Source organism: Nocardia sp. NPDC004722 (assembly GCF_053601505.1).
The window spans coordinates 19,949-35,003 of the sequence record NZ_JBSGBY010000016.1 but is presented as its reverse complement, the minus strand read 5'-3'; the positions used below and the strand labels follow the sequence as shown (position 1 = coordinate 35,003).

Below are 15,055 nucleotides of genomic sequence, written 5' to 3'. Positions count from 1 at the left end.
TCGATGAGGGCGCGTTGGTTGCGGCCCAGGCGACGCCGCCGAGGCCGAACGCATCGGGCTGATCACCGTGGCGGCCGACGATCCGGTCGCCGAGGTGGCCCGGCTGTGCGGGGAGCTTCGCAAGGGTTCGCCGCAGGGTCTGGCCGAGGCAAAGCAGTTGGTCAATGCCGATCTCCTCACCACCTTCGACAGCAAGTCCGAGGAGCTGGCCAAGCGTTCGGCCAGCTTCTTCGGCACCCCCGAGGTGATCGAGGGCATCACCGCGTTCATGCAGCGCCGCCCGGCGAGTTGGGCGCAATAGGCAACTCGGCAGAATAGGCATCCATGGCGACACCCCACGAACCCAAGCAGGACCGCAGCCGGGCCACCCGGCAGCGGCTGCTGGAGGCGACCATCGACTGCTTGGCCCAGACGGGCTGGGCGGCCGCGACGGTCGCCGTGGTCGCCGAACGCGCCGGGGTGTCCCGTGGTGCCGCCCAGCATCACTTCCCGACCCGCGAAGACCTGATCACCGCCGCGCTCGAGTACATGTTCGAAACCCGGATGGATCAGGTCAAGGCCGACGCCGAGGCCGTCACCGAGGTGGCGCAGGGCGCGGCCCGCACCGAAGCGGTGGTGGCGGGTCTCGTCGAGTCCTACACCAGCCCCTTGTTCAAGGCGGCGCTACAGGTCTGGACCCACGCCGCCGCCGACCCGGCCCTGCGCGAGCGAATCGTGCCGCTGGAAGCCCGCTTCGGCCGGATCTCCCACCGCATGGCCGTGGAGGCCCTCGGCGTCGACGACTCCGATCCGGTCACCCACCACCTGGTCCAAGCAACCCTGGACCTGGCCCGTGGGCTGGGGCTGGCCGACGTCCTCACGGATGATTCGCTGCGCCGGAAGGAAATCGTCCAGCAGTGGGCAGCGACCCTGCACGCCGCTCTCCCGGTTCCGGACTGACCCGGCGCAGCAGTATCGAATACACCGGTGGCGTAACGAGTTCCACCGCGATCATGGCGATGTAGAACGGGTGCGGCCAGCCGACGTAGGCCACGGTCAGCAGCCGCACCACACCGCCCAGGAAGAACACCAGCATGAGTAGATGGATCAGCCCGGCATTGCCGTCCAGATCCCTTGCGGCCCATAGGCATGCGATGCCATAGGCGAGAAACAGCACCATCGAGAACCGTACATCCCCGTCCAGTGTGGCATTGGGGGTGTTCGCGCCGATGATCGTGCTCGGCCCGATGAAGATGTGCGCCAACGCGATCAGCACGTCGACGATGCCGAAAACAATGAGATACCAACGCAATACGGTCTTCACGGCCGCCCTCCTCCGCGAAACGCACGCTAGTGTACGCGTGTCAACTAAGCTGCCTCGGAGCCTAACCCCGTTAGTGCACACGCGTCAACTAGTGTGGAGCGATGCCCCCGCGCCGCCGCCTGGCCCCTGACCAGCGCCGCGCCGAACTCCTCGAGGTCGGCGCGCGCCTGTTCGCCGAACAGCCCTACGAACAGGTCCAAATGGACCAGGTCGCCGAACTGGCAGGCATCTCGCGCACCCTGCTCTATCGGCATTTCCCCAAGAAGAGCGCCCTTTTCGCCGCGATCTACCAGCGTGCCGCCGACACCCTCCGGGATCAGGTCCGCATCGACCCCGACCTTCCCCTGACCGATCAGATCGCGGCCGGACTCGAGGCTCACTTGGACTACTTCGCCGCGAATCGCAATACCGTGCTGGCCGCCAATCGAGCCCTCGCGGGCGATCCGGTCGTGCAGGCCATCGTCTTCGGCGACCACGCCGCCATGCACGATGTAGTGCTGGCGGCCACCGGCTTGACCGGTCCGGAGCGCGCGACCATGTCCGCGGTGGTCACCTCCTGGCTGATGTTCGTGCACACGCTGTGCCTGGAATGGCTCGAACACGAAACCCTCACCCGCGCCCAGGTGCGCGGAGCCTGCCTGGGCGCTCTCACGGGTTCCCTTGCCGCCCTGAATGATCAGAACGCTCAGGCGTGATGGTGGCTGGGTCCCCAGGATGGGAAGGGATCGGCGTAGGTGAGCCACTCCCGTTGGCCCGCAGCGAGTTCGGCGTCGGTGAGCAGTGCCGAGTTCAGTAGGTCGCGGACGTGGGGGCGGTCGAGTTCGATGCCGATGAACACGATTTCCTGGCCCGGCGTCATATCGAGCGATTCCCAGTAGGCCCCGGCCTCGAAGGTCAGGTTCGGGCCCGCCTGGGACCAGATGGCGGCCAGGTCGGGGCGGCTGGCCAGCCAGAAGAAACCCTTGCTGCGCAACAGTCTTTGGAGCTGGGCCAGGGCGGCGTCCAGGCGTTCGGGGTGGAAGGGGCGATCGGCGGTGAAGGTGAGGCTGCTGATGCCGTATTCCTCGGTCTCGGGGGTGTGGCCGCCCGCGAGTTCCTCGTCCCAGCCGTCGAATTGGGCCGCGAGGTCCGGGTTGTAGCGGCCGGTGGCGAGCACCTCGGCGAGGTCGACCACGCCGTGCGCGGCATGCACGATGCGGGCGCCGGGGTTCAATCGCCGGATCGTGGCCTTCACCGTCCCGAGGGCGTTCGCGCTCACCAGATCGGTCTTGTTGAGCACCAGCACATTCGCGAACTCGACCTGATCGATGAGCAGATCGGCGATCGTGCGCGCATCGCCCTCTCCCGCTTGCAGATTCCGCTCCGCGAGCGCCTGACCCTTCACTACCTCGGAAAGGAAGGTCGAGCAGTCCACGACCGTCACCATGGTGTCGAGCCGGGCGAGTTCGCCCAGACGGAAGCCGTCCTCGAACTCCCACTCGAAGGTGGCCGCCACGGGCATGGGCTCGGAGATGCCGGTGGATTCGATGACCAGCTGATCGAAGCGGCCCTCCCGCGCCAGCGCGCCCACCGATTCGATGAGGTCCTCGCGCAGCGTGCAGCAGATGCAGCCGTTGGTCAGCTCGACCAGCTTCTCCTCGGTCCGGTCCAGATGGCCCTGGCCCGCGACGAGCGCCGCGTCGATGTTCACCTCGCTCATGTCATTGACGATGACCGCGACTCGGCGGCCTTCGCGGTTGGCGAGGATGTGGTTGAGCAGCGTGGTCTTGCCCGCGCCGAGGAAACCGGACAGCACGGTCACGGGGAGTGGGGCTGAAGTCATGCAGTTAATGATAACGGTTTTCATTTAGGGTGGTCGTTCGGGTGTGGCGTGAGCCCACTAGGGTCTGTGACGTGGAACTTCTACCCTTGGCCCCGAATGGCAAGACCCCGGTTCGCGCCCTGACCATCGCGGGCACCGACTCCGGCGGCGGCGCGGGCATCCAGGCCGACTCCCGCACCATGGCGCTGTGCGGCGTGCACGCGTGCGTCGCGGTCGCCGCGGTGACCGTGCAGAACACCCTCGGCGTCAGCGGGTTCCACGAGATTCCGCCGCAGATCGTGGCCGACCAGGTGCGAACCGTGGTGGGCGACATCGGAATCGGCGCGGCCAAGACCGGCATGCTGGCCTCGACCGCCATCATCGAGGCGGTGGCGGGCGTGTGCCGCGAGGTCGGCATCGGCCGCGACGGAGACATCCCGCTGGTGGTGGACCCGGTCGCCGCGTCCATGCACGGCGACGCGCTGCTGCACGCCGAGGCCCTGGACGCCATGCGGCACACCCTGATCCCGCTGGCCACCGTGGTCACCCCCAATCTCGACGAGGTCCGGCTGCTCACCGGCATCGACGTGGTCGACGATCCCTCCGCCCGCCGGGCCGCCGAGGCGCTCATCGCGCTCGGGGCGCGCTGGGCCATCGTCAAGGGCGGTCACCTGCGCACCTCCGAACAGTCCACCGACCTGCTCTTCGACGGCGACGTCTTTCATGAACTCCCGGCTCGCCGCCTGGCCACCGGCAACGATCACGGTGGCGGCGACACCCTGGCCGCGTCCATGTGCTGCGCGCTGGCCCACGGGTATTCGGTGCCGGACGCGGTGGCCTTCGCCAAGGAGTGGACCTTCCGCAGCCTGGAGGCGTCCTACGACCTGGGCAAGGGACACGGACCGGTCTCTCCGTTGTGGCGGCTGCATCTCGGCCCGGCCTAGCCGTTATCACAGGCTCCCAGGAAACTGCCAGGCAGGCCGCAGACTGATGTGAGTTCGGTGATCGAAATTGGTCACTATGAACGACACACAGACCGCCGTGCGGGCGGCGGAACCCGCAGAAGCAGTGACCGCGCCCGTCGTGGATGTGGTCGTTCCGGTGTACAACGAAGAGGTCGATCTGGGGCCGTGCGTGCGCCGACTGCACGCCTTCCTCACCCTGAACTTCCCGTTCACGGCGCGAATCACCATCGCCGACAACGCCTCCACCGACGGCACCCTCGAGGTGGCCCGGCAGCTGGCCGAGCAGCTCGACGGCGTGCGCGTGGTGCACCTGGACCGCAAGGGCCGCGGGCGCGCGCTGCGCGAAGTCTGGCAGTCCTCCGACGCGGAGATCGTCGCGTACATGGACGTGGACCTGTCCACCGACCTGAATGCGCTGCTGCCGCTGGTCGCGCCGCTGGTTTCCGGGCATTCCGATGTCGCCATCGGCACCCGGCTGGCGTCCTCCTCGCGGGTGGTGCGCGGGCCCAAGCGCGAGATCATCTCGCGCTGCTACAACCTCATCCTGCGCGCCTCGTTGCAGGCCAAGTTCTCCGACGCGCAGTGCGGTTTCAAGGCCATGCGCGGCGAGGTGGCCAAGCTGGTGCTGCCGCTCGTCGAGGACGGTGAATGGTTCTTCGACACCGAACTGCTGGTGCTGGCCGAACGCATCGGGCTGCGCATCCACGAGGTGCCGGTGGACTGGATCGACGACCCGGACTCCCGGGTGGACATCATCGACACCGCCCGCAAGGACCTGCAAGGCGTGTGGCGAGTCGGCCGGGCACTGACCACCGGTCGGCTGCCCATCAACGAGCTGCGCGCGGCCATCGGCCGGGAGCCGCTGGTCGAGGGCGTGCCGCTGGGCATGGTCGGGCAGCTGGTGCGCTTCGGCATCGTCGGCGTCACCTCGACCCTGGCCTACCTGCTGCTCTACGTGGTGTTGCAGGGCATCATGGGCGCGCAGGCGGCCAACTTCCTGGCGCTGCTGGTCACCGCGATCGGCAACACCGCCGCCAACCGCGCCTTCACCTTCGGGGTGCGCGGCGGCAGTCAGGCGGTGACACACCACTTCCAGGGCCTGATCATCTTCGGGGTCGGTCTCGCGTTGACCAGTGGCTCGCTCTACACACTGCACCACTGGGCGCCCGACGCGGCCGTGCATCTCGAGCTACTGGTGCTGGTGATCGCCAACCTGGTCGCGACCCTGCTGCGCTTCGTGGGTCTGCGCTGGGTGTTCCGCAATGCCGGAAAGCATCCCACGCCCCAGGTGGTCGGGTGACCACGATCGTTCCCGCGCCCCGCGGGCTCACCGACGACGGATTCCGGCTGCTGCACGTCGATTTCCCTGGCCGCTGCGACCACGGCGACCTGCCCTGTTGGATGGCACCCACCGATACACCCGCGCCGGGCGAAACACCCGCGCGACGAGACGACCGAGGAGGCGAACGATGACCGCGACACTGACCGAACGGCCCACCGCTCCACCCCCGGCCCAACCGGCCGCGGTCCGCGGCGACCGGCGCGAATACCTGGCCCTGGCCGCCCTTCTCGTCGGCACCGGCATCGCCTACCTTTGGAATCTGTCCGCGAACGGCTGGGCCAACTCCTTCTACGCCGCGGCCGTGCAAGCGGGCTCGGTGTCGTGGAAGGCCTTCTTCTTCGGCTCCTCCGACGCCGCCAACTCGATCACCGTGGACAAGACGCCACTGTCGCTGTGGCCCATGGAGCTGTCCGTGCGCGTCTTCGGACTGCACAGCTGGAGCATGCTGCTGCCGCAGGCCCTGCTGGGTGTGGCGTCGGTGGCGCTGCTGTGGGCGATCGTGCGCCGTCCCTTCGGGGCGAGCGCCGGACTGCTCGCGGGACTGGTGCTGGCCGTGACACCCATTGCGGCCGTGATGTTCCGGTTCAACAATCCGGACGCCATGCTGGTGTTCCTCATGCTCGCGGCGGCCTGGGCCATGGGCCGCGCGGTGGCCGACGGTCGTACCCGCTGGCTGCTGTTGACGGGTGCCTTCATCGGACTAGGTTTCCTGGCCAAGCAATTGCAGGTGCTGCTGGTGGTGCCCGCGCTGGCGCTCACCTACCTGATTGCGGGCCCGCCCAAGCTGGGCAAGCGCATCGCGCAGCTGTTCGGCGCGGCCGCCGGCCTGGTGGCGGGCGCGGGCTGGTGGGTGCTGGTGGCCGAACTGTGGCCCGCCTCGGATCGGCCGTACTTCGGTGGATCACAGCACAATTCGATCATCGAACTGACCCTCGGCTACAACGGCCTGGGCCGCCTAAACGGTGACGAGACCGGCAGTGTCGGCGGCTTCGGCGGCGGCGATATGCCGACCGGTGGCGGCGGCATGTGGGGCAGCCCCGGCATCGGGCGGTTGTTCCAGCCGGCGCAGGCCGGTCAGATCGCCTGGCTCATCCCGGCCGCGCTGATTCTGCTGGTCCTGGGAATCGCGCTGCGCGGCAAGCTGACCCGCACCGACCCGCAGCGGGCGACGCTCATCCTGTTCGGCGGCTGGCTGCTGGGCACCGGGCTGGTGTTCAGCTTCATGAAGGGCATCTTCCACCCGTACTACACGGTGGCGCTGGCCCCCGCGGTAGCGGCGCTGGTCGGCATCGGAGCGGTGCTCGCCTGGCAGCATCGGGACGCGCTGTGGGTCCGGCTCACGGCCGCACTCGCACTGGGGGCGACCACCGCGACCGCGTGGATCGTGCTGTCCCGCAGCACCTCCTTCGTGCCGTGGCTGCGCTGGGTGGTGCTGGTCGGCGGCATCGTCGCCACCCTGCTGCTGCTGATTCGCTTGTCACGCAAGGCCGGTCTGGCCGTCGCGGCGGCCGCGGTATTGGTCGGCTTGGCCGCGCCCACCGCCTACGCGATCGACGGCATCGCCACGGCCCACTCGGGCCCGATGCCCTCGGCGGGCCCGCAGACGATGGGCTGGGGTGGCCACGGTGGGCCACGCGGCGGTGGTCACGGCATACCGAACGGCCGCAATGCCGAGGGCGGACCCGGCGGACCGCGCGGCAACGGCAGTGCCAACGCCGGAAACGACAGCGGCCCCGGCGGATTCGGCGGCGCGGCGGGCAACATGATGATGGCGAGCACGCCCAGCGCCCGGGTCACCGCCCTGCTGGAGGCCGACGGCTCGGACTACACCTGGGTGGCGGCGACCGTCAGCTCCAACTCGGCGGCCGGATTCCAGCTGGCGACTCAGCTGCCCGTCATGCCGGTCGGCGGCTTCAACGGCAGCGACCCGTCCCCGACGCTGGCCCAGTTCCAGGAATACGTGCAGGTGGGCCGGATCCACTACTTCATCGCCGGCAGCCAGATGGGCGGCGGCGAGCGAGACGGCGGCTCCAACAATCAGAGCTCGCAGATCACCGCCTGGGTGAAGGAGCACTTCAACTCCCAGGAAGTCGACGGCATCACCCTCTACGACCTGACCGCTCCGAAAACCGCATAACCGGCGGGCTTGCCACCGCCGCAAAAGAACCGAGCGCCAGGACCCGATCCGGTCCTGACGCTCGGTTCTTCTCGCTACCCTGGATATGACGGTCGTCACGATCCAGGGAACTGCCATGAGCACGCCGCATCCCCTCAATGATGAGCATCGAGAAGCCTTCTGGCGCAGGGCCGGATGGGATCCACTGCTCCCGGATGCCGAGCGGGCGGCCATCGAACGCCGCTGGGACGACGAATCCATCGAGATCGCCGAGGTTTTCGGCTTCTGACCCGTTCGCGATTCCCGATCAGTTGGAGATGCCGGGCGCGCGACGCAGGTAGGTGTCGTCGGTGAGCTGCTCCACCAGAAAGTTCGCGATATCGGCGCGGGAGATCTTCAGGGACAGGCCGGATTCCGTGGCGGGGAAGCCGCGGCGGTAGGTGCCGGTGGCGGGGCCGTCGGTGAAGGCGCTGGGACGCACGATGGTCCAGTCCAGGTCGCTGGCCGCGACGTACTGCTCCTGCACCACGTGGTCGGCGTAGGCCTGGCGCAGCAGCATGCCGAACATGACGTACTTCCAGACGAAGTTCAGGTTGGCCCGGCTGTCGCCGACGCCCAGGGAGGACTGGCAGATCAGGCGTTTGACGCCGGTGCGGTCCATGGCCTCGATGATGCGGCGGGTGCCCTCGGCGCGGACCACGCCCTTGCGGCCCGCGCCCAGGGTGACGATGACCGCGTCCTGCCCGATCACCGTGCGCTCCACGGCGGCCGGGTCCAGGACGTCGCCGACCTCGACCCGCAGCCGCTCGTGCGGTGTGCTGATGTGCGCGGCATCGCGGGTCAGCACGGTGACCTGATGGCCGGATGCCAGCGCTCGTGCGACGACGTGGCGACCGACGGTCCCGGTGGCTCCGAAAATGGCTACCTTCATGGCTCTCACCTCGTGAAATTCGTTGTCGGGAAGGTGATTCCAGTACACCAACGGGAGCCGCCGGGAAACATCGTCGCGCGTCTCGCGAACATGCGAGATCAGCTCAGGCGGGCGAAGAACTCACGGATGTCGGTGACCAGGATGTCGGTGGCCTCGTGCGCCGCGTAATGCCCGGCCGCGTCGTTGGGGCTGGTGGAGCGGGACGAATTCACGTCGTAGGCATGCCAGCTGACGATGTTCTTGTGATCGCGATCGGCGAAGCGGCGCATGGACTGGAAATCGCCCTTGAACATGGCCAGCGCGGTCGGCACGGTGGTCGGGCCGGGGGTCTGCTCCGTGTCGTGGGCGTCCTCGAAGTAGAAGCGGATCGAGGAGGCGGCGGTGCCGGTCAGCCAGTAGATCGCCACATTGCCGATGATGAACTCGGCGTCCAGGCTTTCGCCCATGAGCTGGGAGTTCCAGCCCAGCAGGCCGATCGGCGAATCCGAGATCGCGAAGGCCACGGTCTGCGGCTGCTGGCTGTGCAGGGTGTTGAAGGAGAACTTGTTGTCCATGAACCACTGCAGGTGGCCCAGCGCCTCGTAATCCTCGGCGGCCAGGTCCGCCATCTCGGCCGGATCGCCGGACGGGAACGAGAACAGCTGCGTCACATGCATTCCCAGCAGCCGCTCGGGGGCGATGCGGGCAATTTCCGGCGAGACCATCGAGCCCGCGTCATTGCCGATCGCGCCGAAGCGCTGATAGCCGAGCCGGTCCATCAGCGTCACCCAGGCGCGGGCGGTGCGGCGGGTGCCCCAGCCGGTGCTGCGGGTCGGGCCGGAGAAGCCGAAACCGGGCAGCGAGGGGATGACCAGGTGGAAGGCGGGGGTGGCGGCGTCGGCCGGGTTGGTCAGCGGTTCGATGACATCCAGGTACTCCAGGATCGAGCCGGGCCAGCCGTGCGTCAGGATGGCCGGGGTGGCGTCCTCGCGCGGCGATCGGATGTGCAGGAAGTGGATGTCCTCACCCTCGATCTCGGTGGTGAACTGCGGGTAGGCGTTGAGCTTGGCTTCCAGTGCCCGCCAATCGAATTCGTTCAACCAGTAGTCGGCGAGGCCGCGCACCCGGTCGGCGGTGACGCCGTAGGAGTCGCCCACGCCCGGCAGTTCGTTGGGGTAGAGCGCCTTGCGCAGCCGCTCGTTCAGGTCATCGAGCTGGGCCTGGGGGACGTCGATGCGGAAGGGGCGGATGGCGGTGGCGGACTGGGCGTTCATCATTCTCTCCTAGTTGGAACGGAATGCTTCGTTCTGTTTCAACCATAACGGAACGGATCATTCCGTTCAAGTGGTATTCTCGGATTCATGCCGAAGACAGTCGAACCCGCAGCTCAGCGCGCTCTACCCGGCCGCAAGGCCCAGGCTGCCCGCAATGACGAACTCATCCTGGCCGCCGCCCGCGACGTCTTCCTCGCCGAACCCAAGGCCCCGATCTCGGCGGTCGCGGAACGCGCCGGGGTCGGTATCAGCGCCCTGTATCGCCGCTACCCGAGCAAGGAGCAGCTACTGCGCACCCTCTGCTACGACGGGCTGCGGCGCTACAACACCGAAGCCGAAGCGGCGCTGGAGAACTCCGACGGCTGGGCCGTGCTGGTCGACTTCCTGCACCGCGTGGTCGAAGCCGACGTGCACTCGCTGGTCGTGCATCTGGCCGGCACCTTCACCCCGGACGAGTCGATCCTCCCCGAAGTGCGGCGCTCGGCCGAACTCAATGCCGAGATCCTGCGCCGGGCACGGGAATCCGGGCGACTGCGGCCGGAGATCGATGTCGCGGACTTCGGCCTCATCCTCGAATCCTGCGCCGCCATCACGGTTCCCGATGCCGACCGCACCCGCCAACTCCGCCTCCGCGTGCTCACCTTGCTGATCGACGGCCTCGCTGCCACCACCGGCCTCCCCGGCCCCCCGCCCACCCCGGGCGAATTCGCACAACGCTGGCAACGCCGCGACCAGTAAGGCCCCCAGAAAACACACTCGCTCCAGCCGCCTGAACAATGATGAATCTCGTGTCTCGGCTCCGACTTCCAGAGGAAAGCCCTACTCGGAAGGATCTGTCATGAACTGGACTCTCGAAGTGGTCATCGTCCCCGTCTCCGACGTCGACCGCGCCAAGGACTTCTACAGCGACAAGCTCGGCTTCCATGTCGATCACGATGTTCGCCCCGCCGAGGGGATGCGCATCTGTCAGCTCACCCCGCCCGGCTCGGGCTGTTCCATCGTCATCGGGGAGGGTGCGGTGCCGAAGATGGAGCCCGGCTACCTCAAGGGACTGCAACTGGTCGTCCCGGATCTGCGGCGGGCGCACGCCGAGCTCGTCGAGCGCGGGGTGGATGTGACCGACATCCAGGTGCTGCCCGGACCGACCAACCCCGACGCGGATCCGCTGGACAACAGCGGCTTCATCTTCTTCGACGACCCGGACGGCAACAGCTGGTCCGTGCAGCAGATTTCCAGCCGGGCCTGACCTTTCCGGGTTGCTCGCCGGCTAGGACACCAGCCCTTCCACCTTCGCGATCAAGTCGACGATCCTGGTGATGCTGTCGATGCTGCGCAGTGGTGCCGGGATGCGCTGCAAGAGGCGGTGCCATTTGCCGACGACCCGTCGCGCGTCCGGTTCGGGGCGTTCGAGCTCCTCGATGAGCTCGGACACCTCGTCCGGATGGGCATCGGGTCCGGCGGTCGCGGGCAGCATCCCGCGCAGCTGTGCCAGTTCGTCGCGCAGCTGCTCCAGCGTTGTGCGCAGTTGATCGGTCTCCGCGGTGATGTTCATGGTGACCGGGCCGTGCATCTCGCTGGAATTGCCGATGCCGCCGATGTTTCCGGCCACGACATTGCCGCCGGTGATGTGCACGTCGCCAGCTGTGTGGTCCGTCATGACGAATTCTCCTGTCAGGTTGGTGTTCCCGGCGAGACGGCCGTCATCGAGGCGCCGTGCATGACGCCGCTGTTGTTGGTCCCGCCGATGGCGTTCGCGACTACGTTCGAGTTGCTGATGTAGGTGGCACTGGTGATCTGAGTGACGGCTTGATCGAATGCCGCTGTGGATATGCCCTTTTCGACCAGGAAGCGGTGCACTGCGTCGAATACCCTGCCGCGCAGGATGCGCTGGTAGCGCTCCAGATCGGTCACCTCGAAGAAGCTCGTGAATTCGGTCCCCGCACCGACCTCCCGGACGCTCTGCCGGGCACCGAAGGCGTGCGCGGCCTCGGCCGGAGAACGCCAGGCCCCGCTTCTGATTCCGCTGCGTTCACGTACCCACCGCCAGAGAGTGCCGATCCGGCTCGGGATGGTGGTCGGCAGCAGCGCGAATTCGCCCAGGGCCTGCCAGATCTCGGGCAGCACCGGTATCCGATGCTCATCCACTGCGCGATAGGCGTTGTCGATGGGTGGCAGCACGAAGGCTTGCCATTCGAGAAACAGCGTGCGTTGCTGGCAGCCGACGTGCAGGAATGTGGATACGGCCAGTTGCCGCTCCCAGCCCTCGACGCGATAGCAGCGGAAATATCGCAGCCATTCCGGGGAGGTGTTCTGCAGGTTGGCCCAATCCTCCGGGCGCATTTGCGGGTTCAGCCCCGTTTCCAACTGCCGGAGCAAGGGCTCCGCTTCGGGATAGTGCAGCAGATGGCCGGAGGAGAGCAACGCCCAGTGCGCAATGTACAGTTCGGAGAATCGCCAGCCGGGGGTGAGTGTCGGCGTCTCTCGCAGGGCCATCAGATCTTTGCTGATGAAGTCCTGCAGTTCCATCGGGTCGAACGTGGGCACCGAACCATTGGCGCCCGGTTTCGCGGGATGCAGGTCGAAAGTGGTCGACCAACTCCATTTCTCGAGACGAATCCCCGCGCCCACGAACGGATTCACGCCCCGATGGACAATCAGCTCGGCGGGGTTGAATTGTCCGGAGGTACACGCATCCGCCGCGGCGAAGCGAGACAGTCGGGCCGCGTACGGCGTGGCTGCGCGGTCGGCAGCCGCGCGCAGTGGTGCGTCACGGTGATACCTGCCGAAGCGATACCACCCATTGACCACATAACGCCGGACCAGAGCCTGTGTCAGTAGCAGGCCGAAGAGCGCCATCTGGATGAGCAGCGTCACCGCGAACAGATTCGATTCATCCGGTGAGTTCTGGCGATTCGTCGCCAGCAGCGTGACACCGGTGACCATGGTGATCAGAACGATTCCCAGGGTCCCCCAGAGGAGGTAGGTCAGCCACCATCGGACCCAGCCCGGAAGTTGGTAAGGCACACCGGGTTTCCCGAATGCCTTGGCAGCCGTTGTCGTCACGAGGGCTGCGGCGAGCCGCCATGCCATCGCGGAGGCCAGCCAGGCCGCGACGATGAACGACGCGATGGCGGTGAGCAATCCCAGCAGGATCAGTACTGTCGTATCGACCACGACGCGGCGTAACCGTGCCGAGGCCGCTTCCCTCAGCACCACCTCTGCGCGGACGCCGGGTGAGGGAGGTACCGCCCGTCTGGGTTCGGCCAGGAATTCTTCGATCAACTGATCTGCCAGTTGGTCGTCGAGGTGTACCGCGGCAGCGAGATATCGAGTGGCCTCATCCGCCGCCGCGGGAACCGGCCGAGTCACAATTGCCCGATTCGAATGTGTACAACACGATTGCCCATGCTTCCCCCTACAGCCATTCGAGCAGTGCACTCACGGTAGCAATGCCGTCCGGCGGGAAGGGGTGGAATTCAGGGAAGTCGATCGAATGTGCGTGCCCCGAAATGGATGCACGCACACTCGAATTCCGGTTTATACGACGGGCAGGTAGACCTTGTTGCCTGCGTCGGCGAATTCGGCGGACTTTTCGGCCATGCCTGCTTCGATGGCGGAGACGTGGGTGAGGCCGTGTTTTTCGGCGTAGTCGCGGACGTCCTGGGAGATGCGCATGGAGCAGAACTTCGGGCCGCACATGGAGCAGAAGTGGGCGGTCTTGGCGGGTTCCGCGGGCATGGTCTCGTCGTGGTACTCGCGCGCCGTGTCGGGGTCCAGGGAGAGGTTGAACTGGTCGGTCCAGCGGAACTCGAAGCGAGCCTTGGACAGCGCGTTGTCGCGGTCCTGGGCGCGCGGGTGCTGCTTGGCCAGGTCGGCGGAGTGGGCGGCGATCTTGTAGGTGATCACGCCGACCTTCACGTCGTCGCGGTTGGGCAGGCCCAGGTGCTCCTTCGGAGTCACGTAGCAGAGCATCGCGGTGCCGGCCTGGGCGATGATGGCCGCGCCGATGGCCGAGGTGATGTGGTCGTAGGCGGGCGCGATATCGGTGGCCAGCGGGCCGAGGGTGTAGAAGGGAGCCTCCTCGCAGAGCTCCTCCTCCAGCCGCACGTTCTCCACGATCTTGTGCATCGGCACGTGGCCGGGGCCCTCGATCATCACCTGCACGCCAAAGGATTTCGCGATCTTGGTGAGCTCGCCCAGGGTGCGCAGCTCGGCGAACTGGGCCTCGTCGTTCGCGTCCGCGATGGAGCCGGGACGCAGGCCGTCACCGAGGGAGAAGGTGATGTCGTACTTGGCGAGGATCTCGCAGAGTTCGGCGAAGTTGGTGTACAGGAACGATTCCTGGTGATGCGCCAGACACCACGCGGCCATGATCGAGCCGCCGCGCGACACGATGCCGGTGACGCGCTTGGCGGCCAGCGGCACGTAGCGCAGCAGCACGCCCGCGTGCACCGTCATGTAGTCGACGCCCTGCTCGGCCTGCTCGATCACGGTGTCGCGGTAGATCTCCCAAGTGAGCTTGGTGGGATCGCCGTTCACCTTCTCGAGCGCCTGGTAGATCGGCACGGTGCCCACCGGGACGGGGGAGTTGCGCAGGATCCACTCGCGGGTCTCGTGAATGTTCTTGCCGGTGGAGAGATCCATGATGGTGTCGGCGCCCCAGCGGGTGGCCCACACCATCTTCTCGACCTCCTCGGCGATGGAGGAGCTCACGGCCGAGTTGCCGATGTTCGCGTTGATCTTCACCGCGAACTTCTTGCCGATGATCATCGGCTCGGACTCGGGGTGCTTATGGTTGGCCGGGATGACCGCACGACCGGCGGCGACCTCGTCGCGAACCAGTTCCGGCGCAACGCCTTCACGCTTGGCGATGTAGTGCATCTCGGCGGTGATCACGCCCTGACGCGCCCAGTTGAGCTGCGTCGGCGGGCCGTCGACCTGCGGCTTGTCCCACTCGTCGCGGAGCTTGGGGAGCCCGCCCTCGAGGTCGATGGTGGCGGTGGCGTCGGTGTACGGACCGGAGGTGTCGTACACGTCGAAGTGCTCGCCATTGGTGAGGTTGATGCGTCGCACCGGCACGTTCAAAGTCGTGCCGTTGGCCTCGACCTGCTCGTAGTGCTTGACGCTGCCTTCAATGGGACCTGTTGTCACGGTGTCGACGGGCGCAGATGTGCTGGAGACACGACTCGATGACATTTGAATCCTCCCTACGCCGGCATTACCCGGTCAGGTTCATACGGTCGACGGCCCTAGCCGTCCTCTCAGCCCGCTGGTGCGAGCCCCCGTTGGCAGTAACTTTCCAGCCGACCATACCTGGTCCCGGGACGCGAACGCCCCGGGACCG

At 67.0% G+C, this 15,055-nt stretch carries 16 protein-coding genes and 1 riboswitch; of the genes, 9 read left to right on the top strand and 7 right to left on the bottom strand.

What is annotated here, in order from left to right; all coding sequences use genetic code 11:
- Window positions 1-67 precede the first annotated feature (67 nt).
- Window positions 68-301 (top strand): hypothetical protein, encoded by a 234-nt coding sequence (locus tag ACWELQ_RS03880; protein WP_452395512.1) that lies wholly within the window; start codon window positions 68-70, stop codon window positions 299-301.
- A gap of 23 nt (window positions 302-324) precedes the next feature.
- Window positions 325-939, top strand: a complete 615-nt coding sequence (locus ACWELQ_RS03875; protein WP_452395511.1) for a TetR/AcrR family transcriptional regulator — start codon at window positions 325-327, stop codon at window positions 937-939.
- On the opposite strand, the gene ACWELQ_RS03870 is transcribed toward ACWELQ_RS03875, so the two are convergent.
- A complete protein-coding gene (locus ACWELQ_RS03870) occupies window positions 857-1,303 on the bottom strand; it encodes a DUF4345 domain-containing protein (RefSeq protein WP_452395510.1) in 447 nt (148 codons plus the stop codon). The genes ACWELQ_RS03875 and ACWELQ_RS03870 overlap by 83 nt on opposite strands.
- A gap of 101 nt (window positions 1,304-1,404) precedes the next feature.
- Between ACWELQ_RS03870 and ACWELQ_RS03865 the strand changes: the two genes are divergently transcribed.
- A complete protein-coding gene (locus tag ACWELQ_RS03865) occupies window positions 1,405-1,998 on the top strand; it encodes a TetR/AcrR family transcriptional regulator (protein ID WP_452395509.1) in 594 nt (197 codons plus the stop codon).
- Here the strand turns inward: ACWELQ_RS03865 and ACWELQ_RS03860 are convergent.
- The gene (locus ACWELQ_RS03860; protein ID WP_452395508.1) at window positions 1,989-3,125 is read right to left on the bottom strand and encodes a GTP-binding protein; all 1,137 of its coding nucleotides are present in this window, start codon (window positions 3,123-3,125) and stop codon (window positions 1,989-1,991) included. The two genes, ACWELQ_RS03865 and ACWELQ_RS03860, sit on opposite strands and share 10 nt — an antisense overlap.
- Window positions 3,126-3,196: 71 nt before the next feature.
- Here ACWELQ_RS03860 and thiD point away from each other — a divergent pair, with 71 nt between their 5' ends.
- The 4 genes from thiD to ACWELQ_RS03840 all read left to right on the top strand — a co-directional run bounded on the left by thiD (window position 3,197) and on the right by ACWELQ_RS03840 (window position 7,816).
- On the top strand, window positions 3,197-4,048 hold the full coding sequence (gene thiD, locus ACWELQ_RS03855; protein WP_452395507.1) for a bifunctional hydroxymethylpyrimidine kinase/phosphomethylpyrimidine kinase: 852 nt from the start codon (window positions 3,197-3,199) through the stop codon (window positions 4,046-4,048).
- A 76-nt stretch (window positions 4,049-4,124) separates the two neighbouring features.
- Window positions 4,125-5,369, top strand: a complete 1,245-nt coding sequence (locus tag ACWELQ_RS03850) for a glycosyltransferase (protein WP_452395506.1) — start codon at window positions 4,125-4,127, stop codon at window positions 5,367-5,369.
- Between the two features lie 169 nt (window positions 5,370-5,538).
- Window positions 5,539-7,548: a glycosyltransferase family 39 protein gene (locus ACWELQ_RS03845; RefSeq protein WP_452395505.1), complete on the top strand. Its 2,010-nt coding sequence runs from the start codon at window positions 5,539-5,541 to the stop codon at window positions 7,546-7,548.
- A gap of 115 nt (window positions 7,549-7,663) precedes the next feature.
- Window positions 7,664-7,816, top strand: coding sequence for a hypothetical protein (locus ACWELQ_RS03840; RefSeq protein ID WP_452395504.1), 153 nt, complete (start codon window positions 7,664-7,666; stop codon window positions 7,814-7,816).
- 18 nt (window positions 7,817-7,834) lie between these two features.
- Here the strand turns inward: ACWELQ_RS03840 and ACWELQ_RS03835 are convergent, their stop codons facing one another.
- Window positions 7,835-8,458: an NAD(P)-dependent oxidoreductase gene (locus tag ACWELQ_RS03835; protein ID WP_452395503.1), complete on the bottom strand. Its 624-nt coding sequence runs from the start codon at window positions 8,456-8,458 to the stop codon at window positions 7,835-7,837.
- Window positions 8,459-8,556: 98 nt separating this feature from the next.
- Entirely contained in the window at window positions 8,557-9,711 is a 1,155-nt protein-coding gene (locus tag ACWELQ_RS03830) for an epoxide hydrolase family protein (protein WP_452395502.1), read from the bottom strand.
- Between the two features lie 87 nt (window positions 9,712-9,798).
- On the opposite strand from ACWELQ_RS03830, the gene ACWELQ_RS03825 reads away from it, so the two are divergent.
- Both ACWELQ_RS03825 and ACWELQ_RS03820 read left to right on the top strand, forming a co-directional pair.
- The gene (locus ACWELQ_RS03825; protein ID WP_452395501.1) at window positions 9,799-10,449 is read left to right on the top strand and encodes a TetR/AcrR family transcriptional regulator; all 651 of its coding nucleotides are present in this window, start codon (window positions 9,799-9,801) and stop codon (window positions 10,447-10,449) included.
- A 100-nt stretch (window positions 10,450-10,549) separates the two neighbouring features.
- On the top strand, window positions 10,550-10,957 hold the full coding sequence (locus tag ACWELQ_RS03820) for a VOC family protein (RefSeq protein ID WP_452395500.1): 408 nt from the start codon (window positions 10,550-10,552) through the stop codon (window positions 10,955-10,957).
- Between the two features lie 21 nt (window positions 10,958-10,978).
- On the opposite strand, the gene ACWELQ_RS03815 is transcribed toward ACWELQ_RS03820, so the two are convergent.
- The 3 genes from ACWELQ_RS03815 to thiC form a co-directional block, all read right to left on the bottom strand.
- Window positions 10,979-11,368, bottom strand: a complete 390-nt coding sequence (locus tag ACWELQ_RS03815) for a hypothetical protein (RefSeq protein WP_452395499.1) — start codon at window positions 11,366-11,368, stop codon at window positions 10,979-10,981.
- 14 nt (window positions 11,369-11,382) lie between these two features.
- A complete protein-coding gene (locus ACWELQ_RS03810) occupies window positions 11,383-12,993 on the bottom strand; it encodes a hypothetical protein (RefSeq protein WP_452395498.1) in 1,611 nt (536 codons plus the stop codon).
- 255 nt (window positions 12,994-13,248) lie between these two features.
- The gene (gene thiC, locus ACWELQ_RS03805; protein ID WP_452395497.1) at window positions 13,249-14,907 is read right to left on the bottom strand and encodes a phosphomethylpyrimidine synthase ThiC; all 1,659 of its coding nucleotides are present in this window, start codon (window positions 14,905-14,907) and stop codon (window positions 13,249-13,251) included.
- Window positions 14,899-15,007: riboswitch (TPP riboswitch) on the bottom strand. It overlaps the preceding gene by 9 nt.
- Window positions 15,008-15,055: the final 48 nt, after the last annotated feature.

Excerpts from the sequence above, each read along its gene's own strand:
- ACWELQ_RS03875 (WP_452395511.1), top strand. The coding sequence starts at position 325 with ATGGCGACACCCCACGAACCCAAGCAGGACCGCAGCCGGGCCACCCGG.
- ACWELQ_RS03865 (WP_452395509.1), top strand. The coding sequence starts at position 1,405 with ATGCCCCCGCGCCGCCGCCTGGCCCCTGACCAGCGCCGCGCCGAACTC.
- ACWELQ_RS03860 (WP_452395508.1), bottom strand. The coding sequence starts at position 3,125 with ATGACTTCAGCCCCACTCCCCGTGACCGTGCTGTCCGGTTTCCTCGGC.
- ACWELQ_RS03850 (WP_452395506.1), top strand. The coding sequence starts at position 4,125 with ATGAACGACACACAGACCGCCGTGCGGGCGGCGGAACCCGCAGAAGCA.
- ACWELQ_RS03845 (WP_452395505.1), top strand. The coding sequence starts at position 5,539 with ATGACCGCGACACTGACCGAACGGCCCACCGCTCCACCCCCGGCCCAA.
- ACWELQ_RS03840 (WP_452395504.1), top strand. The coding sequence starts at position 7,664 with ATGAGCACGCCGCATCCCCTCAATGATGAGCATCGAGAAGCCTTCTGG.
- ACWELQ_RS03835 (WP_452395503.1), bottom strand. The coding sequence starts at position 8,458 with ATGAAGGTAGCCATTTTCGGAGCCACCGGGACCGTCGGTCGCCACGTC.
- ACWELQ_RS03830 (WP_452395502.1), bottom strand. The coding sequence starts at position 9,711 with ATGAACGCCCAGTCCGCCACCGCCATCCGCCCCTTCCGCATCGACGTC.
- ACWELQ_RS03825 (WP_452395501.1), top strand. The coding sequence starts at position 9,799 with ATGCCGAAGACAGTCGAACCCGCAGCTCAGCGCGCTCTACCCGGCCGC.
- ACWELQ_RS03820 (WP_452395500.1), top strand. The coding sequence starts at position 10,550 with ATGAACTGGACTCTCGAAGTGGTCATCGTCCCCGTCTCCGACGTCGAC.
- ACWELQ_RS03815 (WP_452395499.1), bottom strand. The coding sequence starts at position 11,368 with ATGACGGACCACACAGCTGGCGACGTGCACATCACCGGCGGCAATGTC.
- thiC (WP_452395497.1), bottom strand. The coding sequence starts at position 14,907 with ATGTCATCGAGTCGTGTCTCCAGCACATCTGCGCCCGTCGACACCGTG.